The following is a 21,611-nucleotide window of genomic DNA, read 5'->3' as shown; positions in this document are numbered from 1 at the left end:
AAGCAACACACCGTGGCGTTTTCTACACAGTGGCGAACGTGGTCGGGTCGTCCGATATGGTGGGAAAATCCAGTGTTTTTCCAAAGCGGGAATTCACGCCCACCTCTGCGAGCGCTCGCCGATTGGTCGTCTAGGTGTTCACTGAGCCTCGTCACGGTCCCACCTCCGCACCTGGCCAGCGCACACGAACATCGGCCAAGGCTTCGTCGCGGGTGATCGGCTCGCTGATCATGGTGAATGCCAGGCACCCCGGCACCAGTACCGTCCAGTTGCAGCGTCGCTCCAAGCCATCGTTCGCCGCCAGCTCGGCCAGCAGTGCCAACCGGTTAGCTTTGACGTATTTCCGCACATCGTCGGTCAGCTTCGAGGCGGGGGAGATCCGCACCCGCATACCTTGCTTCTTGGCGGAAAATCCACGTTCCAGCAGGTAGTCGAGCGCGGCCATTACAGGTCCTCCGCGTCATCATCCAGCGATGGAGGCGACACCACACCCGGCAGCGGATCTTCCTGCTGATTCTCCCACTCGTGCCCGTTTTCCTTACTCGTGCCCACACCAGAGGATGGGCACGAGTAGGATTCTGAGGGCACGAGTGGTTGAAAGGGCGCGAATGAGCCACCCGCTTGAGGCAATGACCAGAACGACTTCACATCCTTTTTGTTGCCGGTTCTGGCGGTGACAACAGACAGCTTTTCCCTCGCTCGGCGAATCTGCTTCTCGGTATAGCCATTGCGCCTCATCAGGGCTTTTGCTTCATTACTTTCGAGCGGGTTGTCCTTTAAGATCCGATATAGGCAGTCGCTGGGATCATCTAGGTCTTGTGCCTCTTCATCACAGGATGCCTCCGCTTCTCCAAGGATCTCCCGGGCACTACCTTCGATGGCTGCGCCCCACACCACGCGAGTGGCTTCGATCCCATCTCCGATGTCGCATGGCTCAATGGTGTAGGAGACGCCTCCCTCGTCAGCGCCGATGTTCGACTTCGCTCGCGCCAGCACGCGTTGGTCGGAGTCCTCCTGCTTGGCAGCCACCAGTACCGTGCGCGCCAGCGCCGAGAACGCTTGCGAGCCAATAACTCGATCAGCAGGCGACGAGCCAGCGCCACCCTTGGCGAAGTGGGAAATTCCCACCACGGCGCAAAGGTTCTGCTCGGCGAAGTCCACCACGCCTTGCAGCGCCCGACGCACGTCATTGGCCTTATGCATGTCCCCCTTCACTGCGCTGACGATGGGATCGAGCATCAGAAGCGACACGCCGCCAATCTCGCTGGCCGTTTCACGCAAACGGACAATGTCGTTGGCTGGGTCGAATGGATCGGCGTCGCCTCTGGCGTTGGTGAGCCCCTGGATGATGTAGACCCGGCTCATGTCAGCGCCAGCAGCGGTCAAGCGGGGGATCAGCGTATCGGCTGGATCATCCTCGCTCGACCAGATCAGGGCATTGCCCGGTTCGCTGCAATGACTACCATCAGGCCAGCGCCCACCAGTGGTGATAGTGGCAATCAGTCCGATCAGCAGCGTTGTTTTCCCGGTACCGCCAGCACCGGCGAGGATGTGCAGCTTTCCTTTTGCCAGCCAGCCAGGCCACAGCCAGCGGATGGGAACAGCCTTGATTGTCGATGCCTTCACGGCATTGACGCGCCACAGGGGCGTGACGTTTTCACGATTGATGGGGCTAAGAGGCTCAGTCCATTCTTGGGCAAAGCGATCAGTCGTCATTTGACCCCCAGGCGCTGCTTGGCGAGGTTGAAGCGCGCCAGATCTTCACCCTCCAACTTCCCATCTTTCTGGAGAGGGTGGCCGATCCGATAAATCATGCGCTCATGCTCAATTGCAGCCTTACTTGGGCCGCGCCGAGGTTGTTTGTCGCCGGGAAACAAATCCCGCAACTCAAGACCAATTGCCGAAACAATCTCTTTTGTTGTACAGCCGGCCCAGCACTTGAGCAAAATGATGCCTTCTGAAGTTTCGCTAATTGCCAAGCTCGGGTGTTTGTCGTTGTGTGCAGGGCAGCAGGCTTTCCACTTTTCGGCACCAGCAGACTTAACTTTGTCTAACCGATTAAGCACTTTATCCAGGCAAGCCGATCCCATCGACGCCAATGCGCCGTTTTGATGGTTCATGGTTATGCTCCGGGCTTTATTTCGGACAGGTGATAGGTGGCCGCAGCGCCAGTATCAGAGAGATTGCCGACGAGACTTCCCAGGCTTTCTAGTAGCCAGCCAATATCAGTAACTGCAGCAGGGCTAAGACCGGTATCGCCATTTGAAGCTGTGCAAGCCAGTAGGTGGCCAATGCCTGATATCCCGTGTGCCAGGACGGCCACACAGCTTTCAGTCGCCTGTTCGGCCGCTTTTAGCTGATCGGCATTCATATCCTTCAAGGCTTCATGGCGGGGCAGAAGATCGTTCCAGTAGCTCATTGCGCACCCCCTTGGGCTTCTAGGGCACGGGCTTGGTCCATGTGTTGGTTATAGCGCTTCAAGCGGACAGACAGGGACGAGTTGGCGCGAAGGGCGCTGATAGCCATCTTTCGGTGGGCAAGAGCGCGGATTTTGGACGGAATGAGGGTGGTCATCGGTTCAGCTCCTAACGTTGAGGAACTGCCACGGATCGTCGCCAAACGATTTAGGGTGGCAGCTGTGCGCAGGTTGGCGAACCGGGACGTTAGGCACCCGGCAGACCCGAAGGTCTCCCGCGCACAGCCGCCATAAACAGGATGTGCGGGCACAAAAAAAGCGCCTGCATTCATCAAGGGGGCGCTTGTGCGCCTAACAGTAATCGGGTCGCCAAACCCGGTCGCTGAATTTGCAGCGACACGTGGACGATACAGCGAGCGCTGAATGGGTGCAAGTCCTACTCGTGCCCATTTTTTCCACTCGTGCCCATCCCTGAGCGTGGGCACGAGTGAGAAATATGGGCACGAGTAAGGAGGAAGGATATGAGTGGAGCTGGGGCATGTCATCACGCTACCTCCCCACGGCATGCTGCGATCTGCTCATCACACCAGGCATGAATCTCGGTCTCGATCCATACGACGCACTTCGGGCCGAGGGTGACCTGCTTGGGGAACACTCCATTGGCGATACGGCGGTAAATCTCAGTGCAGGACAGGCCGGTGATCGACTCAACGTCCTGGCGCTTGATGAAGCGGCGAGCGGGTGGGGTGATGTTGGTAGGGTTAGCCATCGTCTGCGCCTCCTTGGGCGTTGCTGGTTACGATGGCTTGATTTAATGGTCAGTACGATAGTGACGTACAACGCTGACATGCTGACCTGTCAGTATGTCAGTACGTGCTGTCAACGTTCGTTGGGAGCGTCTAGGGGGCGGATCGCGGCAGCTAGAGCGTCAGTCTTGCGGTTTGGGGCTTCGAGTTTCAGCTGCTCCGCAATAAAAGAAGAAACAGTCTTCTGGAGTGGAGGGCGAGTTTTATCGAAGTCAATCCAGAATTTATTGGCCGCTAAATGCATGGCCATTATGTCTGGTGTCTCGTAAGGCATCATTAAGCCTTCGACTGCCGTTTCGGATGGCTCTTCTGGTATTTCAGAGTGGTGATAAACGCCGCGTCTTGGTATCCAGCTATATCCGGAATTTTCCAACTCATTTATAAGTGATGCAGGGTCGAATGCTATGAATTCATCCTTAACGGCTTCCCGTTTTCCATCTGGTAACACACAGTCCAAGGTTCTCTGAAACATACAGTTGTTCATGTACTCAGAAATTTCATGGCGCGGTACCCGATAGCGTTCATTTACCTCGTTTGCGCCTTTGGGGCCGCGAACCCAGCACACGCTAGCCGGGAAAAACTTATCTTGACCACTTTCTGCTAAGTGGCTGAACATTTTATGAAGTTCAAGTGCTGCAACCAAATTGCTTTTCGACATTTCAGCAGCAGCCAGTTCGATCAACTCCGAAAGAATTCTTGGTTCGTCTACTAATGTTTTGCTCATGCTCGGCTGCTCCGAATAGAAACCACATTCGCGCCAGCGCAGAGGGCGTCAATTTCATCTGCCCAGTTCTGCATCATTTCCCGTCGTTGCTCTAGGTAGTGCGCATGGTTATACGTGTCGCGTATCGAATCCTGATCGCCGTGGGCCAGTTGCCGCTCGATCCAGTCCCGGTTGTAGCCTCGGGTGTTCAGGCTGGTGCTCAGCAGATGGCGGAATCCGTGACCAGTTTGCCGCCCCTCGTAACCCATCGTTGATAGCGCCTTGTTCACCGTGTTCTCGCTCATTGGCCTGGCCCGGTTGTTGCGCCCAGGAAAGGCGAGGGGATAGGAGCCGGTCAGTTCATGCAGGGTACGCAGCAGCACCACGGCCTGACGTGGGAGCGGGACGATGTGAGGGCGCCTTGCCTTCATCCGCGCTGCAGGGATCGTCCAGGTAGCTGACTCCAGGTCGAACTCGTCCCAGGGCGCCAGCCGCAGCTCACCGGGTCGCACTGCTGTCAGCATTAGCAGGCGAATGGCGATCTTGCTGGTGATATCGCACTGGGCCGCGTCCAGCTTCTCCAGCAGATCGGGCAGTTCGCCTTCTGATACGTGTGGATGGTGGCGCGTGCGCGGGGCGTGCGCGGCTACCACGTCCAGATCGGTGGCGGGGTTGCCGGGTACCACGCCCTTGGCCAAACCGAAACGGAATATCTGGCTCAGCCACTGGCGAACCTTGCGGGCGACGTTAAATGCCTCGCGCCGCTCGATCTTGCGCACCAGGTCGACCAGCTCAGGGCGTTGCACCTCGGCAGCGGGCCGTCTGCCAATCACCGGGAATATGTCCGACTCCAGATACTGCAGCGCTTTCGATGCTGTGGCTGGAGCCCATCGTGGCTGGTTGTAGTCGTACCATTCCCGCGCTAGCACTTCGAGCGTCAGAACCTGCGCGGCGGCAGCGGCCTTTTCCTGCTGTTTATATGCGCTTGGGTCTATGTCCTGTGCCAGCAACTTCCGCGCGGCATCCCGGCGCTCGCGTGCCTGGGCAAGTGTGACGGCGGGGTAGGCGCCCAGGCCCAGCATCTTGGCCTTGCCCTCGAATCGGTAGCGAAGGCGCCAGAGCTTGCCACCAGCTGTCGTCACCTCAAGGCAAAGGCCTTGGGCGTCAGCGAGGCGATAGAGCTTGTCGCGTGGTTTGGCGGTGCGGATGGCGGTATCTGTGAGCGCCACGGCTATTCCCTTGCAGTGCCGAACCGCGCTGGATTGCGGTCGGTGTGTGAGTAGGATTCTGGACCGAACTCGTCCTACTCACAAATCTACTCACATACTTCGGGGCTTACAAGGGAATCACGGGGAACGATGGGCACAAAAAAACCGGCTCAGTGGCCGGTTTCTCTGGTGTTCCGGGTCTGGTAGGGACCGCTTGGAACTATGTGATGGTGCCCCGAGGGAGACTCGAACTCCCACTCCTTTCGAAAACGGATTTTGAATCCGCCGCGTCTACCAATTCCGCCATCAGGGCGTGTGGCGCGCAGTATAGAGAGCTCCCTCGAAGCGGTCAATCGGCTTTCATGGTCAATTTTCACGCATTGGGCTAAACTTCCCGGCCCTGCCGAACCCGAACATCATCATGCGCGTCGCCGACTTTTCCTTCGAACTCCCCGATTCCCTGATCGCCCGCCACCCACTGGCCGAGCGCCATGGCAGCCGACTGCTGGTCCTCGATGGGCCGAGCGGGGCGCTGGTGCACAATCAATTCCCGGATCTGCTCGACTACCTGCGCCCCGGCGACCTGATGGTGTTCAACAACACCCGGGTGATCCCGGCGCGGCTGTTTGGCCAGAAAGCCTCCGGCGGCAAGCTGGAAGTGCTGGTCGAGCGCGTGCTCGACAGCCATCGCGTGCTTGCTCACGTGCGTGCCAGCAAGGCGCCCAAGGAAGGCGCGGTGATCCTTATCGACGGCGGTGGCGAGGCCGAAATGGTCGCGCGCCATGACACGCTGTTCGAGCTGCGCTTCACCGAAGAGGTGCTGCCGCTGCTCGACCGCGTCGGCCACATGCCGCTGCCACCCTACATCGACCGCCCCGACGAGGGCGCCGACCGTGAGCGTTATCAGACTGTTTATGCCGAACGCGCCGGTGCCGTGGCCGCGCCGACTGCGGGCCTGCATTTCGATGAAGCGCTGCTGGAGCAGATCGCCGCCAAGGGCGTCGAGCGCGCCTTCGTCACTCTGCACGTGGGCGCGGGCACCTTCCAGCCGGTGCGGGTCGACAAGATCGAAGACCACCACATGCATAAAGAGTGGCTCGAAGTAGGCCAGGATGTGGTCGATGCCATCGAGGCCTGCCGGGCCCGTGGTGGCCGCGTTATCGCGGTCGGCACCACCAGCGTGCGTTCGCTGGAAAGCGCAGCGCGCGATGGCGTGCTCAAGGCCTTCAGTGGCGACACCGATATCTTCATCTACCCGGGCCGCCCGTTCCACGTGGTCGACGCCCTGGTCACCAACTTCCACCTGCCGGAGTCCACGCTGCTGATGCTGGTCTCGGCCTTCGCCGGTTACCCCGAGACCATGGCTGCCTACGCGGCAGCAGTCGACAACGGTTACCGCTTCTTCAGTTACGGTGATGCCATGTTCATCACCCGCAATCCGGCGCCACGCGGCCCAGAGGATCAAGCATGAGTCGCACCTGTCGAATGTCCTTCGAACTGCTGGCCACCGACGGCAAAGCCCGTCGTGGTCGGCTGACCTTCCCCCGTGGCACGGTCGAAACCCCGGCATTCATGCCGGTGGGCACCTATGGCACGGTCAAGGGCATGCTGCCACGTGATATCGAGGCCACCGGCGCCGAGATCATCCTCGGTAACACCTTCCACCTGTGGCTGCGCCCAGGCACCGAGGTGGTCAAGAAGCACAACGGCCTGCACGATTTCATGCAATGGAAAGGCCCTATTCTCACCGACTCCGGTGGTTTCCAGGTGTTCAGCCTGGGCGCCATGCGCAAGATCAAGGAGGAGGGCGTGACCTTCGCCTCGCCGGTGGACGGCTCCAAGGTGTTCATGGGCCCTGAGGAGTCCATGCAGGTGCAACGCGACCTGGGTTCGGACATCGTGATGATCTTCGACGAGTGCACCCCGTATCCGGCCGAGCACGACGTCGCGCGAACCTCCATGGAGCTGTCGCTGCGCTGGGCTCAGCGCTCGAAAAACGCCCACGGCGACAACACCGCGGCACTGTTCGGCATCGTTCAGGGCGGCATGTACGAAGACCTGCGCAAGCGCTCGCTGGACGCGCTGGTCGATATCGACTTCGATGGCCTGGCCATTGGCGGCCTGTCGGTGGGTGAGCCCAAGCATGAAATGATCAAGGTGCTCGATTACCTGCCGGCGCTGATGCCTGCTGACAAACCTCGTTACCTTATGGGGGTAGGCAAACCGGAAGATCTCGTTGAGGGTGTGCGCCGCGGCGTCGACATGTTCGACTGCGTGATGCCGACGCGTAACGCGCGCAACGGCCATCTGTTCGTCGATACAGGGGTGATCAAGATCCGCAACGCGTTCCATCGCCACGATGATTCGCCGCTGGATCCGACCTGTGACTGCTACACCTGCACCAACTTCTCCCGCGCTTACCTCCATCACCTGGACAAGTGCGGCGAAATGCTGAGCAGCATGCTGAATACCATCCACAACTTGCGCCATTACCAGCGCTTGATGGCCGGTTTACGCGAGGCTATTCAACAGGGTAAATTGGCCGCCTTTGTCGACGCCTTCTACGCCAAACGCGGGCTGCCTGTGCCGCCTTTGGACTAACTGTCTGCATCCATTATTAGAAAATTACATTAGGAGTGCCCAATGAGCTTCTTGATCCCCGCCGCTTACGCGGACGCTGCAGCACCTGCCGCCGGCCCAGCCGGTACCGGCTTCGAGTGGATTTTCCTGGTCGGTTTCCTGGTCATCTTCTACCTGATGATCTGGCGCCCACAGGCCAAACGCGCCAAAGAGCAGAAAAACCTGCTGAGCAACTTGCAAAAAGGTGACGAAGTTGTCACCAACGGCGGCATCGCCGGCAAGATCGTAAAGGTTTCCGATGATTTCGTGGTACTGGAAGTGTCCGACACCGTCGAGCTGAAATTCCAGAAGGGCGCCATCGCCGCGACCCTGCCAAAAGGTACGCTCAAGGCTATCTGAGTTACCGGTTTCATTTTTCCAGTCGGGGCGCGCAAAGCGCCCCGCGTCTTGAACGGGCGGCGTGATGCTGAACAAATACCCTCTGTGGAAATACGCACTGATCGTGCTGGTACTGGCGGTCGGCTTTATTTATTCCGCTCCCAACCTCTACCCGGATGATCCGGCGGTACAGATCAGCGGTGCCAGCTCGGCGCTGAACGTGAATCAGGCCGACCTCGATCGCGTCAGCAAGGCGCTGGCCGATGCCAAGATCACCGTCAAGGGCGCGAGCCTGGGTGAGAAGGGCAGCGGGTTGGTGCGTCTGACCAACCAGGAAGACCAACTGCCAGCCAAGGATGTAGTGCGCAAGGCACTGGGCGATGATTACGTCGTGGCCCTGAACCTGGCCCAAACCACTCCGCAATGGCTGCGTAACCTGGGCGCAAGCCCGATGAAGCTGGGCCTGGACCTGTCCGGTGGTGTGCACTTCCTGCTGGAAGTGGACATGGACAAGGCCATGACTGCCCGCATGAAAGTCTACGAAGGCGAGGTCAAGACCTTGCTGCGCAAAGAGCGCGTCCGCTACCGCAGCCTGCCTCAGCAGGATGGCGGCATCATGCTGGGCTTCGCCGACGATGCCACCCGCGAACAGGCACATGCCCTGATCCGCAAGAATTTCAATGATTTCGACCTGACCACCACCGAGCGCAACGACCTCGCCGTGCTGCGTCTGGCGCTGACTCAGGCGAAAGTCGCCGAGATCCGCGAATACTCGATCAAGCAGAACCTGACCACCGTGCGCAACCGCGTCAACGAGCTGGGCGTGGCCGAGCCGCTGGTGCAGCGCCAGGGCGCCAACCGCATCGTGGTCGAGCTGCCAGGTGTGCAGGACACCGCCGAAGCCAAGCGTATTCTCGGCAAGACCGCCAACCTTGAGTTCCGCTTCGGTGCCGAGCCGGGCGCGTCCAAGGCTACCACCGAGGTCTTCGAGTTCCGTGAAGGCGGCCGTTCCGCCCCGGTCGAGCGCGGCCTGATCATCACCGGTGACCAGGTTACCGACGCCCAGGCCAGCTTCGACGAGCACGGTCGCCCGCAGGTGAACATTCGCCTCGACGGCCATGGCGGCGAGCTGATGAGCCGCGCTACCCGCAGCAATGTCGGCCGCAGCATGGCGGTGATCTTCATCGAGCAGAAGCCGGTCACCCGCTACGTCAAGCAGACAGTGGACGGCGTCGAGAAAGACGTTGCCGTGCAGAGTTTCGCGGAAGAGAAGAAGATCATCAGCCTGGCGACCATCCAGTCGCCGCTGGGCAGCCAGTTCCGCATCACCGGCCTCAATGGCCAGGGTGAGTCGTCCGAACTGGCCCTGCTGCTGCGTGCCGGTGGTCTGGCTGCGCCGATGTACTTCGCTGAAGAACGTACCATTGGCCCAAGCCTGGGTGCCGACAACATCACCAAGGGTATCGATGCATCGCTGTGGGGCATGCTGTTCGTCTCGCTGTTCATCATCGCCATCTACCGCGGCTTCGGCGTGATCGCCACCGTCGCGCTGACCGGCAACATGATCCTGCTGCTGGCCTTGATGTCGCTGCTCGGCGCCACTCTGACGCTGCCAGGCATCGCCGGTATCGTGCTGACCATGGGTATGGCGGTCGACGCCAACGTGCTGATCTTCTCGCGAATTCGCGAAGAGCTGAAAAACGGCATGTCGGTACAGCGCGCCATCCACGAAGGTTTCAGCCGTGCCTACACCGCGATCATCGACGCCAACCTGACCAGCCTGCTGGTCGGCGGCATCCTGTTCGCCATGGGTACCGGCCCGGTCAAAGGCTTCGCGGTTACCATGTCCCTCGGGATTTTCACCTCGATGTTCACCGCCGTCATGGTGACCCGCGCAATGGTCAACCTGACCTGCGGCGGGCGTGACATCAAGAAGCTGTGGGTTTGAGGGAATAGCCATGAAAACCATCAACTTCATGGGCGTGCGCAACGTTGCGTTCGCCGTTACTGTCCTGCTGACCGTTCTGGCGTTGTTCAGCTGGTGGCAGAAGGGCCTGAACTTTGGCCTGGACTTCACCGGCGGTACGCTCATCGAGCTGACCTACGAGCGTCCGGCGGACCTCAAGTCGGTGCGCGCCGAGCTGGTCGAATCGGGCTTCCACGAAGCCGTCGTGCAGAGCTTCGGTGCCACCACCGACCTGCTGGTGCGCATGCCCGGCGACGATCCGCAACTGGGTAACAAGGTTGCCGCTGCCCTGCAGAAGGCCGGTGGTGACAACCCGGCAACGATCAAGCGCGTCGAGTTCGTCGGCCCGCAGGTGGGTGAGGAGCTGCGCGATCAGGGCGGCCTCGGCATGCTCCTGGCACTGGGCGGTGTGTTGCTCTACCTGGCCTTCCGCTTCCAGTGGAAATTCGCCGTGGGGGCGATTGTCTCGCTGGTCCACGACGTGGTCGTGACCGTGGGTATCCTGTCGTTCTTCCAGATCACCTTCGACCTGACGGTGCTGGCGGCGGTGCTGGCGATCATCGGTTACTCGCTCAACGACACCATCGTCGTGTTCGACCGGGTGCGTGAGAACTTCCGCGTGATGCGCAAGGCGTCGCTGATCGAGAACATCAACGTTTCGACCACCCAGACCCTGCTGCGTACCATCGCCACCTCGGTTTCGACCTTGCTGGCCATCGCCGCGCTGCTGTTCTTCGGTGGCGACAACCTGTTCGGCTTCTCCCTGGCCCTGTTCATCGGCGTCATGGCGGGTACCTACTCGTCGATCTACATCGCCAACGTGGTGTTGATCTGGCTGAACCTGAATAGCGAAGACCTGATTCCGCCGGTCAAGGCCGAAGGTGTCGACGATCGTCCGTAAGGCTTGGTCCTGCGCCGTTCGGCGAGCAAAAGGCGCGAGTGTTGAACTCGCGCCTTTTTTTTTGCTCCAAGGCTGGGAGAAGCGCGGGTTGAATACCCGCTGGTACGATCAGGAGGTTCACGTGAATAAATCAATGCTGGTGGGTGCGGTACTGGGTGCTGTCGGTGTGACTGCCGGAGGTGCTGTGGCGACCTACAGCTTGGTGAACAAAGGCCCCGAAGTCGCCCAGGTGACTGATGTACAGCCGATCAAGCAGCAGGTGAAAACCCCGCGTGAGGTGTGCAAGGACGTGACCGTGACGCGTCAGGCGCCGGTCAAGGACCAGCACCAGATCGCCGGTACCGTGGTCGGTGCATTGGCTGGCGGCCTTCTGGGTAACCAGATTGGTGGCGGCACTGGCAAGAAGATCGCCACGGTGGCCGGTGCGGTCGGTGGTGGCTATGCCGGCAACAAGGTGCAGGAAGGCATGCAGGAGCGTGACACCTACACCACCACGCAAACCCGTTGCAACACGGTCAATGACATCAGCGAGAAGGTCGTCGGCTACAACGTCACCTATTCCATTGGTGACCAGGTGGGCAAGGTCAAGATGGATCGCGAGCCGGGCTCGACCATTCCTCTGGACAAGAATGGCAAGCTGATCCTCAGCGAAGCGGGCCAGTGATCTGAATCTGGCAGCCACAAAAAAAGCACCCGAGGGTGCTTTTTTTGTGGCTGCAATCGGCGCTTAGCGCTTCATGCTTTCTGGCAGGTGCGGCTGGATGGCAGTCAGCACAGCCTTGAAGCACTTGATGTTGCCGGCAACGATGTGCCCCTTGTCGAGGAAGTCGTGGCCACCGTTGAAGTCGCTCACCAAGCCGCCTGCTTCCTGAATCAGCAGCACGCCGGCTGCCATGTCCCACTCGGACAGGCCCGACTCCCAGAAGGCGTCGAAACGGCCGGCGGCTACATAGGCCAGGTCCAGGCTGGCGGAACCAGCGCGGCGGATGCCGGCGGTCTGGCCAGTCAGGGCGCGGAACATGCCCAGGTAGTTGTCCATGTCAGCCATCTGGTTGTCACGGAACGGGAAGCCGGTGCCCAGCAGCGCGCCGTCCAGGCTGGTGCGCGAGCTGACGCGCAGGCGACGGCCATTGAGCTGGGCGCCACGGCCGCGGCTGGCGGTGAATTCTTCCTGGCGCACTGGGTCGAGAACCACGGCGTGCTCAAGGCGACCGCGGTATTTGCAGGCGATGCTGACAGCGAAGTGGGGGATGCCACGCAGGAAGTTGGTGGTGCCGTCCAGCGGATCGATGATCCACAGGTAGTCCTTGCCTTCTTCGCCGGTGCCCGCGTGCAAGCCGGTTTCTTCACCTTGGATCGAGTGGTTCGGGTAGGCCTTGCGCAGTGCGTCGACGATTTTCTGCTCGGCGGCGCGATCAACCTCGGAAACGTAGTCCTTAGCCTCTTTCTCGTCCACCTTGATGGTATCCAGGCGTTCGATGGAGCGGAAAATCAGTTCACTGGCGCTGCGAGCGGCGCGCAGGGCGATATTCAGCATAGGCTGCATGGGCGGGTCACCTGGAGATGTTAAAGAAGAAAGCCGAACATTCTAGCAGAAAAGTTTGGCGGCAGAAGTGTCACATTTGCTTTCATAGCGTTACGCTGGTCGGTTCTGTAAGATCGAAACCCTCAAAACCCGCATCTGTGAGCACAACACCTTGCTGCAAAATATTCGTGTTGTTCTGGTCAATACCAGCCACCCCGGCAACATCGGCGGCGCTGCGCGTGCCATGAAAAACATGGGCCTGTCGCGCCTGGTGCTGGTGCAACCCAAGGAATTCCCGGCGGCGGACGCCAGCGCCCGCGCTTCAGGCGCCGACGATGTGCTGGGCGCTGCCCAGGTGGTCGACAGCCTTGAACAGGCGCTGGTCGGCTGCAGCCTGGTGATGGGCACCAGCGCCCGCGAGCGCAGCATCCCCTGGCCGCTGATCGACCCCCGTGAGTGCGGGGCCAAGGCCGTGGAGCATGCTGTCGGCGGCGAAGAGATCGCCCTGGTGTTCGGGCGTGAACACGCCGGCCTGACCAACGAAGAACTGCAGCGATGTCACTTCCACGTGCACATTCCCTCGAATCCCGGCTTCAGCTCGCTGAACCTCGCCGCCGCCGTCCAGGTGCTCTCTTATGAGGTGCGCATGGCCTGGCTGGCCGTTGCAGGTACTGCGCCGCAGGTCGAGAAGGTCGACGTCAGCGAGCTGGCGACCATGGACGAAATGGAGCTGTTCTATGAACACCTGGAGAAAACCCTGGTGGACATCGGCTTCCTCGATCCCGAGAAACCCAAGCACCTGATGGCGCGCCTGCGCCGGCTGTATGGGCGAAGCTCGGTCGAGCGTCCGGAAATGAGCATTTTGCGCGGCATCCTCACCGAGACCCAGAAGGTCGCACGGGGCGAGCCGCATAAAAGGAAGGACTGACAGATGTTCGAACGTCTGCGTGAAGATATCCAGAGCGTTTTCCACCGTGACCCGGCAGCGCGCAACGCCTTCGAGGTACTGACCTGCTACCCCGGCATGCACGCCATCTGGCTGCATCGCCTGGGCAATGCCTTGTGGAAGCGTGACTTCAAATGGCTGGCACGCCTGGTGTCGAACTTCGGCCGCTGGATGACCGGGATCGAAATTCACCCGGGTGCGACCATTGGCCGGCGCTTCTTCATCGACCATGGCATGGGCATCGTCATTGGCGAAACCGCCGAGATTGGCGACGACGTCACCCTGTACCAGGGCGTGACCCTGGGCGGCACCAGCTGGAATAAAGGCAAGCGCCATCCGACCCTGGAAAACGGCGTGGTGGTAGGGGCGGGCGCCAAGGTGCTCGGGCCGTTCACCGTCGGCGCCGGAGCCAAGATCGGCTCCAATGCGGTGGTCACCAAAGCGGTGCCAGCGGGCGCCACCGCAGTTGGCATACCAGGGCGGATCATCGTCAAGAGCGAAGACAGCGAGCTCGAAGCCAAGCGCAAGGCCATGGCCGAGAAGATCGGCTTCGACGCCTACGGTGTCAGTGGTGACATGCCAGACCCGGTGGCGCGCGCCATCGGCCAGATGCTCGACCACCTGCAAGCCGTCGACGAGCGCCTGGAGGGCATGTGCGGCGCGCTGACCAAGATGGGGAGCGACTATTGTGCGAAGGAGCTGCCGGCCCTGCCGGAGGACGATTTCAGTGAGGCCGCGCACGCGCCCCAGCGCGACACTCAGTCGCATTGATCGCGCCGCCTTGAAGGCATACTGACATATGGGGCGTGTGCTCACGCCCCTTTGCTGCTACACTCGCGCCCGCCTCCGAGATGCCAAACCCGACTAAAGCAGTAGGTCTAATAGTTGACTTAAATGCTCGGGAATCGCATACTCGCTCACATCTTGTAACTCCCGTGGTACCCATTAGCCATGCGATTGACTACCAAAGGCCGATACGCCGTGACCGCCATGCTCGACCTGGCATTGCACGCGCAGCATGGGCCGGTGTCTTTGGCCGACATTTCCGAGCGCCAGGGCATATCCCTTTCTTATCTGGAGCAGCTGTTCGCCAAGCTGCGCCGCAGCAGCCTGGTTTCCAGCGTGCGCGGCCCGGGCGGTGGTTACCAGCTGTCGCGCGGCATGGAAACCATCCAGGTGGCCCAGGTCATCGACGCGGTCAACGAATCGGTCGATGCCACCCGTTGCCAGGGCCTTGGGGACTGCCACGCCGGTGATACCTGCCTGACCCACCACTTGTGGTGCGACCTCAGCCAGCAGATCCACGAATTTCTCAGCGGCATCAGCCTGGCCGACCTCGTGATGCGCCGTGAGGTGCAGGAAGTCGCCCAGCGCCAGGACCTGCGTCGTGTCGCAGGCCGTGCTGCCCAGCTGGACAAGATTGAGACGTCCGCCGTCGACTGACCTTTTAAATAGTGACGAGCGACGCCACCGCCTGATAGGAGATACTCAATGAAGTTGCCGATCTACCTCGATTACTCCGCGACCACGCCGGTCGATCCCCGTGTCGCCCAGAAGATGGCCGACTGCCTGCTGGTCGACGGTAACTTCGGTAACCCGGCCTCGCGTTCCCACGTGTTCGGCTGGAAGGCCGAGGAAGCGGTCGAGAACGGCCGTCGCCAGGTAGCCGAGCTGATCAACGCTGACCCACGCGAGATCGTCTGGACCAGCGGTGCCACCGAGTCCGACAACCTCGCCCTGAAAGGCGTGGCGCACTTCTATCAGACCAAGGGCAAGCACATCATTACCTCCAAGATCGAGCACAAGGCGGTCCTGGATACCGCTCGCCAGCTCGAGCGTGAAGGTTTCGAAGTCACCTACCTCGAGCCAGGCGAAGACGGCATCGTCACCCCGGCCCAAGTGGAAGCCGTGCTGCGTGACGACACCATTTTGGTGTCGCTGATGCACGTCAACAACGAAGTGGGCTCGATCAACGACATCGCCGCCATCGGTGAACTGACCCGTTCGCGCGGCGTGTTGTTCCACGTCGATGCCGCCCAGTCGGCCGGCAAGGTCGAAATCGACCTGCAAAAGCTCAAGGTCGACCTGATGTCGTTCTCGGCGCACAAGGTCTACGGCCCGAAAGGTATCGGCGCGCTGTATGTCAGCCGCAAGCCGCGTGTGCGTCTGGAAGCGATCATTCACGGCGGTGGCCATGAGCGCGGCATGCGTTCGGGCACCCTGCCGACCCACCAGATCGTCGGCATGGGCGAAGCCTTCGCCATTGCCAAGCAGGAAATGGCCGCGGAAAACGTCCGCATCAAGGCTCTGAGCGACCGCTTCTTCAAGCAGGTCTCGGACCTCGAAGAGCTGTACGTCAACGGCAGCCAGACCCAGCGCGTGCCGCACAACCTGAACCTGAGCTTCAACTACGTCGAAGGCGAGTCGCTGCTGATGTCGCTCAAAGACATCGCCGTATCGTCCGGTTCGGCCTGCACCTCCGCTTCGCTCGAGCCGTCGTACGTACTGCGCGCTCTGGGCCGTAACGACGAGCTGGCGCACAGCTCGATCCGCTTCTCCTTCGGCCGTTTCACCAGCGAAGAAGAAGTCGACTACGCCGCGCAGAAAGTCTGCGAGGCGGTCAACAAGCTGCGTGAATTGTCGCCGCTGTGGGACATGTATAAAGACGGCGTCGACATCTCCAAGATCGAGTGGGCCGCCCACTAAGCAGTCGCCGGCAAGAGCGGCTCCCTGATGAGGAAGGAATTGCACCATGGCATACAGTGAAAAGGTCATCGACCACTACGAAAACCCACGCAACGTCGGCAAGATGAATGCCGAGGACCCGGATGTCGGTACCGGCATGGTCGGCGCCCCAGCGTGCGGTGACGTGATGCGTCTGCAGATCAAGGTCAACGAGCAGGGCGTCATCGAAGACGCCAAGTTCAAGACTTACGGCTGCGGTTCGGCCATCGCTTCCAGCTCCCTCGCCACCGAGTGGATGAAGGGCAAGACCCTGGACGAAGCCGAAACCATCAAGAACACCCAGCTGGCGGAAGAACTGGCATTGCCGCCAGTCAAGATCCACTGCTCGGTACTCGCCGAAGATGCCATCAAGGCAGCCGTTCGCGATTACAAGCAGAAGAAAGGCTTGATCTAAGCCGCCCGTTGCAAGGTAAGAGGTAAGGAGTTCCGATGGCTATCAGCATGACAGAAGCCGCCGCCAACCACGTGCGGCGTTCCCTGGAAGGGCGCGGCAAGGGCGAGGGTATCCGCCTGGCCGTGCGCACCACCGGCTGCTCGGGCCTGGCCTACGTGCTGGAGTTCGTCGACGAAGTGGCGGGCGAAGACCAGGTGTTCGAGAACCACGGCGTGAAGGTCATCATCGACCCCAAGAGCCTGGTGTACCTCGATGGCACCGAGCTCGACTTCGTCAAGGAAGGGTTGAACGAAGGCTTCAAGTTCAACAACCCCAACGTGCGCGGTGAGTGTGGCTGCGGCGAAAGCTTCAACGTCTGAGGCTGGCTGTGGGTACTCCTTGTCATTACGCTCTGTTTGATCTCCAGCCGTGCTTCCGGCTGGACCTCGATAAATTGGCCACTCGCTATCGCGAGCTGGCCCGTGAGGTCCATCCCGACCGTTTTGCCGACGCTTCCGAGCGTGAGCAACGGGTAGCGCTGGAAAAGTCCGCGGCCCTCAACGACGCCTACCAGACCCTGCGCAGTGCGCCGCGCCGTGCCCGCTATCTGCTGGCCATTGGCGGTCACGAAGTGCCCCAGGAGGTCACGGTCCACGACCCTGACTTCCTGCTCCAGCAGATGCAGTGGCGTGAAGAGCTCGAAGAGCTGCAGGACGAAGCCGACCTCGACGGCGTGGCCGTGTTCAAGAAGCGCCTCAAAGGTGCTCAGGACACGCTGAACGAGGATTTCGCCGCCTGCTGGGATGTGCCTGCCGAGCGCGACAAGGCCGAGCGCCTGATGCGCCGCATGCAGTTCCTCGACAAGCTCGCCCAAGAAGTGCGCCAACTGGAAGAGCGCCTCGACGATTAACCCGGTGTTGCCCGTGACGACGCCTAAGGTATTCAGATAAGCATGGCCCTACTGCAGATCGCCGAACCCGGTCAAAGCCCCCAGCCGCACCAGCGCCGTCTGGCGGTGGGGATCGACCTGGGTACCACCAATTCTCTGGTCGCTGCCGTGCGCAGCGGTCGCAGCGAGCCCCTGCCCGATGTGCAGGGCAACGTCATTCTGCCCTCCGCAGTTCGTTACCTGGCTGACCACAACGAGGTCGGCCTGGCTGCGCGCGAGGCGGCTGCCAGCGATCCGCTGAATACCGTGCTTTCGGTCAAGCGCCTGATGGGGCGCGGCCTGGCCGATGTGAAGCAGTTGGGCGAGCAGTTGCCGTACCGCTTCATTGGCGGCGAATCGCACATGCCGTTCATCGACACGGTCCAGGGCCCGAAAAGCCCGGTGCAAGTGTCTGCCGACATCCTCAAGGTACTGCGCGAGCGCGCCGAAGCGACCCTGGGTGGTGATCTGGTCGGTGCGGTGATCACCGTGCCGGCTTATTTCGACGATGCCCAGCGCCAGGCGACCAAGGATGCGGCCAAGTTGGCCGGCCTGAACGTGCTGCGCCTGCTCAACGAGCCGACTGCCGCTGCCGTGGCCTACGGCCTGGACCAGAATGCCGAAGGCCTGGTGGCCATCTATGACCTGGGTGGCGGTACCTTCGACATTTCCATCCTGCGCCTGACCGCTGGCGTCTTCGAAGTACTGGCTACCGGTGGTGACACCGCCTTGGGTGGCGACGATTTCGACCACGCCATTGCCGGCTGGATCATCGAGCAGGCCGGGCTGTCCTCCGACCTTGACCCGTCCACCCAGCGCCAGCTGCTGCAAGCTGCCTGCGCCGCCAAGGAAGCCCTGACCGATGCCGACGTGGTCAGTGTCAGCCATGGTGCCTGGCAAGGCGAACTGAGCCGCGCCGCTTTCGAGGCCATGATCGAGCCGCTGATCGCCCGCAGCCTCAAGGCCTGCCGCCGCGCCGTGCGCGACAGCGGTGTCGAGCTTGAGGAAGTGGGCGCGGTGGTCATGGTCGGTGGTTCGACCCGCGTGCCACGCGTGCGCGAGGCGGTCGGTACGCTGTTTGGCCGCACTCCGCTGACCTCGATCGACCCCGACCAGGTGGTCGCCATCGGCGCCGCCATCCAGGCCGATACCCTGGCCGGCAACCGCCGCGAAGGTGGCGAACTGCTGCTGCTCGACGTCATCCCGCTGTCCCTGGGCCTTGAGACCATGGGCGGGCTGATGGAGAAGGTGATCCCGCGCAACACCACCATTCCGGTAGCGCGCGCCCAGGAATTCACCACCTATAAAGATGGCCAGTCGGCCATGATGATTCACGTGCTGCAAGGCGAACGCGAGCTGATCAGCGATTGCCGCTCGCTGGCGCGCTTCGAGCTGCGTGGCATCCCGGCGATGGTTGCCGGTGCGGCGAAAATTCGCGTCACCTTCCAGGTCGATGCCGACGGCCTGCTCAGCGTCGCTGCCCGCGAACTGGGCTCGGGCGTTGAAGCCAGTATCCAGGTCAAGCCGTCATACGGCCTGACCGACGGCGAGATCGCACGCATGCTCAAGGACTCCTTCGAGCACGCCGGCTCCGACAAACAGGCCCGCCAGTTGCGTGAGCACCAGGTCGATGGCGAGCGTCTGCTCGAAGCGGTACAGGGCGCGCTGGACGCCGATGGCGAGCGCCTGCTCAGCAGTGAAGAGCGCGAAGCCATCGAATTCCAGATGCAAGAACTACGTGATTTGCTGACCGGCACCGATGGCCCAGCCATCGAGCAACAGACCAAGCGTCTGTCGCAGGTGACCGATGCATTTGCCGCCCGTCGCCTTGATTCGACGGTCAAAGCCGCACTGGCCGGGCGCAACCTGAATGAGATCGAGGAGTAACCGATGCCGCTGGTGACATTCCTGCCGCACGAGAAATTCTGCCCCGAGGGGCTGACCGTGGAGGTGCCGGTCGGGACCAACATCCTGGAACTGGCCCACGACCATCACATCGAGATGGAAAGCGCCTGCGGTGGCGTCAAGGCCTGCACCACGTGCCACTGTATTGTTCGCAAAGGTTTCGACTCGCTCGAAGAAGCCGACGAGCTGGAAGAAGACATGCTGGACAAGGCCTGGGGCCTGGAGGCCCAGTCGCGCCTCGGCTGCCAGGTGGTCGTGGCTGATCAGGACCTGACCATCGAGATCCCCAAATATTCGCTCAACCACGCTGCCGAAGCGCCGCACTGAGGAGTTTGGCATGAGCCTGAAATGGGTTGATGTACTTGAGATCGCCATCCAGCTTGCAGAAAGCAAGCCGGACGTCGATCCTCGTTATGTGAATTTCGTAGACCTGCACCGCTGGGTCCTGGCCTTGCCAGAGTTCAGCGACGATCCGTCACGTGGCGGTGAGAAAGTGCTGGAGGCCATCCAGGCGGCCTGGATCGACGAAGCCGACTAAGCGCGACACTGCAGGTTAGGCAATCCCCTGGAACCCGCGTATAATTCGCGGGTTTAATTTTTCGCAACACTCATATTCTGGAGTTTTCCATGGCTGTTCAACGTACTTTCTCGATCATCAAGCCGGACGCCGTTGCCAAGAACGTTATCGGCAAGATCACCACTCGCTTCGAAGAAGCCGGTCTGAAAATCGTTGCTTCGAAAATCAAGCAACTGTCCAAGGCCGAAGCTGAAGGCTTCTACGCCGAGCACAGCGAGCGCGGCTTCTTCGGTGACCTGGTTGCCTTCATGACTTCCGGCCCAGTCGTCGTTCAGGTTCTGGAAGGCGAAAACGCCATCGCTCTGAACCGTGAGCTGATGGGCGCCACCAACCCTAAAGAAGCTGCTGCCGGCACCATCCGCGCTGACTTCGCCGAGTCGATCGACGCCAACGCCGTTCACGGTTCGGACTCCGAAGCTGCCGCTGCTCGCGAAATCGCTTACTTCTTCGCTGCTACCGAGGTAACCACTCGCTAAGCGAAAGCTTACGGGTGAGGGTGAATCCATGACGACATCTACTGGCAAAATCAACCTGTTGGGTCTGACCCAGCCGGAAATGGAACAATTCTTCGACTCAATCGGGGAGAAGCGCTTCCGTGCCGGCCAGGTGATGAAATGGATTCACCATTTTGGCGTCGATGATTTCGCCGCCATGACGAACGTCGGCAAGGCCTTGCGCGAAAAGCTCGAGGCTGTTGCCGAAATTCGTCCTCCGGAAGTGGTCAGTGAAGACATTTCCGCTGACGGCACCCGTAAATGGGTGATCCGCGTTGCCTCCGGCAGCTGCGTCGAGACCGTCTACATTCCCACCGACGACCGCGGCACCTTGTGCGTATCGTCGCAAGCCGGCTGCGCCCTGGACTGCAGTTTCTGCTCCACCGGCAAGCAAGGCTTCAACAGCAACCTCACCGCCGCCGAAGTGATCGGCCAGGTGTGGCTTGCCAACAAATCTTTCGGGACCGTCCCGGCCAAAGTCGACCGCGCGATTACCAACGTGGTGATGATGGGCATGGGCGAGCCTCTGCTGAATTTCGACAATGTCATCGCCGCCATGAAGATCATGATGGATGATCTGGGCTATGGCATTTCCAAGCGTCGCGTCACCCTGTCCACCTCGGGCGTGGTGCCGATGATCGACGAACTGGCCAAGCACATCGACGTGTCGCTGGCCCTGTCGCTGCACGCGCCGAACGACGAGCTGCGCAACCAGCTGGTGCCGATCAACAAGAAGTACCCGCTGAAGGTGCTGCTGGAATCGTGCATGGGCTATATGGCCACCCTGGGTGGCAAGCGCGTGCTGACGGTCGAGTACACCCTGCTCAAGGACGTCAACGACCAGCCTGAGCATGCTGCGCAGATGATCGAGCTGCTGCGTGACGTGCCGTGCAAGATCAACCTGATCCCGTTCAACCCGTTCCCCCATTCCGGTTACGAGCGCCCTAGCAACAACGCTATCCGCCGCTTCCAGGACATGCTCCACCACGGTGGTTTCAACGTCACCACCCGTACCACCCGTGGCGACGACATCGACGCCGCCTGTGGCCAGCTGGTCGGTCAGGTCAATGACCGCACGCGCCGCAGCGAGCGCTACATCGCCGTACGCCAGCTCTCTGCCGACGCTGAGCTTGCAGACAGCGCCGTGCGCCACTGAGGCC

Annotated in this window: 26 protein-coding genes and 1 tRNA gene; 18 read left to right on the top strand and 9 right to left on the bottom strand. The window is 60.9% G+C overall.

All coding sequences use genetic code 11. The features are described from left to right. Positions 1–151: 151 nt before the first annotated feature. The 8 genes from ACIPZF_RS08245 to ACIPZF_RS08210 all read right to left on the bottom strand — a co-directional run bounded on the left by ACIPZF_RS08245 (position 152) and on the right by ACIPZF_RS08210 (position 5,446). Positions 152–445 (bottom strand): hypothetical protein, encoded by a 294-nt coding sequence (locus ACIPZF_RS08245; RefSeq protein WP_400797523.1) that lies wholly within the window; start codon positions 443–445, stop codon positions 152–154. After that, positions 445–1,716, bottom strand: a complete 1,272-nt coding sequence (locus tag ACIPZF_RS08240) for an AAA family ATPase (protein WP_400797521.1) — start codon at positions 1,714–1,716, stop codon at positions 445–447. Before ACIPZF_RS08240 ends, ACIPZF_RS08245 begins: the two co-directional genes overlap by 1 nt. Next, positions 1,713–2,120: a virulence-associated protein E gene (locus ACIPZF_RS08235; RefSeq protein ID WP_400797519.1), complete on the bottom strand. Its 408-nt coding sequence runs from the start codon at positions 2,118–2,120 to the stop codon at positions 1,713–1,715. The genes ACIPZF_RS08240 and ACIPZF_RS08235 overlap by 4 nt, the downstream gene beginning before the upstream one ends. 2 nt (positions 2,121–2,122) lie before the next feature. Next, positions 2,123–2,419, bottom strand: coding sequence for a hypothetical protein (locus tag ACIPZF_RS08230; RefSeq protein ID WP_400797517.1), 297 nt, complete (start codon positions 2,417–2,419; stop codon positions 2,123–2,125). Positions 2,420–2,960: 541 nt separating this feature from the next. Continuing rightward, on the bottom strand, positions 2,961–3,185 hold the full coding sequence (locus ACIPZF_RS08225; protein WP_400797515.1) for a helix-turn-helix transcriptional regulator: 225 nt from the start codon (positions 3,183–3,185) through the stop codon (positions 2,961–2,963). Between the two features lie 110 nt (positions 3,186–3,295). Continuing rightward, a complete protein-coding gene (locus tag ACIPZF_RS08220) occupies positions 3,296–3,946 on the bottom strand; it encodes a hypothetical protein (RefSeq protein WP_400797513.1) in 651 nt (216 codons plus the stop codon). Beyond that, positions 3,943–5,154, bottom strand: a complete 1,212-nt coding sequence (locus ACIPZF_RS08215; RefSeq protein WP_400797511.1) for a tyrosine-type recombinase/integrase — start codon at positions 5,152–5,154, stop codon at positions 3,943–3,945. The genes ACIPZF_RS08220 and ACIPZF_RS08215 overlap by 4 nt, the downstream gene beginning before the upstream one ends. A gap of 207 nt (positions 5,155–5,361) precedes the next feature. Next, positions 5,362–5,446 (bottom strand) — tRNA-Leu (locus ACIPZF_RS08210). A 108-nt stretch (positions 5,447–5,554) separates the two neighbouring features. Between ACIPZF_RS08210 and queA the strand changes: the two genes are divergently transcribed. From queA to ACIPZF_RS08180, 6 genes are all read left to right on the top strand, one after another. Beyond that, on the top strand, positions 5,555–6,604 hold the full coding sequence (gene queA / locus ACIPZF_RS08205) for a tRNA preQ1(34) S-adenosylmethionine ribosyltransferase-isomerase QueA (protein WP_400797508.1): 1,050 nt from the start codon (positions 5,555–5,557) through the stop codon (positions 6,602–6,604). Positions 6,605–6,618: 14 nt separating this feature from the next. Beyond that, positions 6,619–7,734: a tRNA guanosine(34) transglycosylase Tgt gene (gene tgt / locus ACIPZF_RS08200; protein ID WP_400798075.1), complete on the top strand. Its 1,116-nt coding sequence runs from the start codon at positions 6,619–6,621 to the stop codon at positions 7,732–7,734. 42 nt (positions 7,735–7,776) lie between these two features. After that, positions 7,777–8,112: a preprotein translocase subunit YajC gene (gene yajC / locus ACIPZF_RS08195; RefSeq protein WP_008092587.1), complete on the top strand. Its 336-nt coding sequence runs from the start codon at positions 7,777–7,779 to the stop codon at positions 8,110–8,112. Positions 8,113–8,176: 64 nt separating this feature from the next. Continuing rightward, positions 8,177–10,039 carry a protein translocase subunit SecD gene (gene secD, locus ACIPZF_RS08190; protein ID WP_400797505.1) on the top strand — a complete coding sequence of 621 codons (1,863 nt, stop codon included), beginning with the start codon at positions 8,177–8,179 and terminating at the stop codon, positions 10,037–10,039. A gap of 10 nt (positions 10,040–10,049) precedes the next feature. After that, complete coding sequence (gene secF, locus ACIPZF_RS08185; RefSeq protein ID WP_400797502.1) at positions 10,050–10,958, top strand: protein translocase subunit SecF; 909 nt, start codon at positions 10,050–10,052, stop codon at positions 10,956–10,958. Positions 10,959–11,079: 121 nt separating this feature from the next. Beyond that, positions 11,080–11,622 (top strand): glycine zipper 2TM domain-containing protein, encoded by a 543-nt coding sequence (locus ACIPZF_RS08180; RefSeq protein ID WP_010952063.1) that lies wholly within the window; start codon positions 11,080–11,082, stop codon positions 11,620–11,622. Between the two features lie 63 nt (positions 11,623–11,685). Here ACIPZF_RS08180 and suhB read toward each other — a convergent pair whose 3' ends face one another. After that, entirely contained in the window at positions 11,686–12,504 is an 819-nt protein-coding gene (suhB, locus tag ACIPZF_RS08175) for an inositol-phosphate phosphatase (protein WP_400797499.1), read from the bottom strand. 151 nt (positions 12,505–12,655) lie between these two features. On the opposite strand from suhB, the gene trmJ reads away from it, so the two are divergent. The 12 genes from trmJ (at position 12,656) to rlmN (ending at position 21,607) form a co-directional block, all read left to right on the top strand. Further along, positions 12,656–13,411, top strand: a complete 756-nt coding sequence (gene trmJ, locus ACIPZF_RS08170; RefSeq protein ID WP_400797497.1) for a tRNA (cytosine(32)/uridine(32)-2'-O)-methyltransferase TrmJ — start codon at positions 12,656–12,658, stop codon at positions 13,409–13,411. Positions 13,412–13,414: 3 nt separating this feature from the next. Continuing rightward, on the top strand, positions 13,415–14,200 hold the full coding sequence (gene cysE / locus ACIPZF_RS08165; RefSeq protein ID WP_400797494.1) for a serine O-acetyltransferase: 786 nt from the start codon (positions 13,415–13,417) through the stop codon (positions 14,198–14,200). Positions 14,201–14,380: 180 nt separating this feature from the next. Beyond that, positions 14,381–14,872 (top strand): Fe-S cluster assembly transcriptional regulator IscR, encoded by a 492-nt coding sequence (gene iscR, locus ACIPZF_RS08160; protein ID WP_051099959.1) that lies wholly within the window; start codon positions 14,381–14,383, stop codon positions 14,870–14,872. 48 nt (positions 14,873–14,920) lie between these two features. Continuing rightward, positions 14,921–16,135: an IscS subfamily cysteine desulfurase gene (locus ACIPZF_RS08155; protein WP_400797491.1), complete on the top strand. Its 1,215-nt coding sequence runs from the start codon at positions 14,921–14,923 to the stop codon at positions 16,133–16,135. A 46-nt stretch (positions 16,136–16,181) separates the two neighbouring features. Further along, entirely contained in the window at positions 16,182–16,568 is a 387-nt protein-coding gene (gene iscU / locus ACIPZF_RS08150; RefSeq protein WP_003248539.1) for a Fe-S cluster assembly scaffold IscU, read from the top strand. A 35-nt stretch (positions 16,569–16,603) separates the two neighbouring features. Further along, entirely contained in the window at positions 16,604–16,927 is a 324-nt protein-coding gene (gene iscA, locus ACIPZF_RS08145; protein WP_027595543.1) for an iron-sulfur cluster assembly protein IscA, read from the top strand. Between the two features lie 8 nt (positions 16,928–16,935). After that, entirely contained in the window at positions 16,936–17,457 is a 522-nt protein-coding gene (hscB, locus tag ACIPZF_RS08140) for a co-chaperone HscB (RefSeq protein ID WP_016501398.1), read from the top strand. Positions 17,458–17,499: 42 nt separating this feature from the next. Next, complete coding sequence (gene hscA / locus ACIPZF_RS08135; RefSeq protein ID WP_400797487.1) at positions 17,500–19,362, top strand: Fe-S protein assembly chaperone HscA; 1,863 nt, start codon at positions 17,500–17,502, stop codon at positions 19,360–19,362. A 3-nt stretch (positions 19,363–19,365) separates the two neighbouring features. Continuing rightward, positions 19,366–19,707 carry an ISC system 2Fe-2S type ferredoxin gene (gene fdx / locus ACIPZF_RS08130; protein WP_400797484.1) on the top strand — a complete coding sequence of 114 codons (342 nt, stop codon included), beginning with the start codon at positions 19,366–19,368 and terminating at the stop codon, positions 19,705–19,707. A 10-nt stretch (positions 19,708–19,717) separates the two neighbouring features. After that, the gene (iscX, locus tag ACIPZF_RS08125) at positions 19,718–19,918 is read left to right on the top strand and encodes a Fe-S cluster assembly protein IscX (protein ID WP_024762959.1); all 201 of its coding nucleotides are present in this window, start codon (positions 19,718–19,720) and stop codon (positions 19,916–19,918) included. An 89-nt stretch (positions 19,919–20,007) separates the two neighbouring features. Beyond that, positions 20,008–20,433 (top strand): nucleoside-diphosphate kinase, encoded by a 426-nt coding sequence (ndk, locus tag ACIPZF_RS08120; RefSeq protein WP_012316140.1) that lies wholly within the window; start codon positions 20,008–20,010, stop codon positions 20,431–20,433. A gap of 28 nt (positions 20,434–20,461) precedes the next feature. Continuing rightward, the gene (gene rlmN / locus ACIPZF_RS08115) at positions 20,462–21,607 is read left to right on the top strand and encodes a 23S rRNA (adenine(2503)-C(2))-methyltransferase RlmN (protein WP_400797481.1); all 1,146 of its coding nucleotides are present in this window, start codon (positions 20,462–20,464) and stop codon (positions 21,605–21,607) included. The last annotated feature ends 4 nt before the right edge of the window (positions 21,608–21,611 follow it).

The organism is Pseudomonas sp. NPDC089752 (genome assembly GCF_044748725.1).
Classification (GTDB): Bacteria; Pseudomonadota; Gammaproteobacteria; order Pseudomonadales; family Pseudomonadaceae; genus Aquipseudomonas.
This window is presented reverse-complemented; position numbering and strand designations above follow the sequence as displayed.

Coding starts and splice junctions, on each gene's coding strand:
- ACIPZF_RS08230 (WP_400797517.1), bottom strand. CDS start 2,419: ATGAGCTACTGGAACGATCTTCTGCCCCGCCATGAAGCCTTGAAGGAT.
- suhB (WP_400797499.1), bottom strand. CDS start 12,504: ATGCAGCCTATGCTGAATATCGCCCTGCGCGCCGCTCGCAGCGCCAGT.
- ACIPZF_RS08235 (WP_400797519.1), bottom strand. CDS start 2,120: ATGAACCATCAAAACGGCGCATTGGCGTCGATGGGATCGGCTTGCCTG.
- iscA (WP_027595543.1), top strand. CDS start 16,604: ATGGCTATCAGCATGACAGAAGCCGCCGCCAACCACGTGCGGCGTTCC.
- rlmN (WP_400797481.1), top strand. CDS start 20,462: ATGACGACATCTACTGGCAAAATCAACCTGTTGGGTCTGACCCAGCCG.
- ACIPZF_RS08155 (WP_400797491.1), top strand. CDS start 14,921: ATGAAGTTGCCGATCTACCTCGATTACTCCGCGACCACGCCGGTCGAT.
- cysE (WP_400797494.1), top strand. CDS start 13,415: ATGTTCGAACGTCTGCGTGAAGATATCCAGAGCGTTTTCCACCGTGAC.
- ACIPZF_RS08240 (WP_400797521.1), bottom strand. CDS start 1,716: ATGACGACTGATCGCTTTGCCCAAGAATGGACTGAGCCTCTTAGCCCC.
- iscR (WP_051099959.1), top strand. CDS start 14,381: ATGCGATTGACTACCAAAGGCCGATACGCCGTGACCGCCATGCTCGAC.
- hscA (WP_400797487.1), top strand. CDS start 17,500: ATGGCCCTACTGCAGATCGCCGAACCCGGTCAAAGCCCCCAGCCGCAC.
- secD (WP_400797505.1), top strand. CDS start 8,177: ATGCTGAACAAATACCCTCTGTGGAAATACGCACTGATCGTGCTGGTA.
- tgt (WP_400798075.1), top strand. CDS start 6,619: ATGTCCTTCGAACTGCTGGCCACCGACGGCAAAGCCCGTCGTGGTCGG.
- ACIPZF_RS08245 (WP_400797523.1), bottom strand. CDS start 445: ATGGCCGCGCTCGACTACCTGCTGGAACGTGGATTTTCCGCCAAGAAG.
- iscX (WP_024762959.1), top strand. CDS start 19,718: ATGAGCCTGAAATGGGTTGATGTACTTGAGATCGCCATCCAGCTTGCA.
- queA (WP_400797508.1), top strand. CDS start 5,555: ATGCGCGTCGCCGACTTTTCCTTCGAACTCCCCGATTCCCTGATCGCC.
- iscU (WP_003248539.1), top strand. CDS start 16,182: ATGGCATACAGTGAAAAGGTCATCGACCACTACGAAAACCCACGCAAC.
- fdx (WP_400797484.1), top strand. CDS start 19,366: ATGCCGCTGGTGACATTCCTGCCGCACGAGAAATTCTGCCCCGAGGGG.
- secF (WP_400797502.1), top strand. CDS start 10,050: ATGAAAACCATCAACTTCATGGGCGTGCGCAACGTTGCGTTCGCCGTT.
- ACIPZF_RS08225 (WP_400797515.1), bottom strand. CDS start 3,185: ATGGCTAACCCTACCAACATCACCCCACCCGCTCGCCGCTTCATCAAG.
- ACIPZF_RS08220 (WP_400797513.1), bottom strand. CDS start 3,946: ATGAGCAAAACATTAGTAGACGAACCAAGAATTCTTTCGGAGTTGATC.
- ndk (WP_012316140.1), top strand. CDS start 20,008: ATGGCTGTTCAACGTACTTTCTCGATCATCAAGCCGGACGCCGTTGCC.
- yajC (WP_008092587.1), top strand. CDS start 7,777: ATGAGCTTCTTGATCCCCGCCGCTTACGCGGACGCTGCAGCACCTGCC.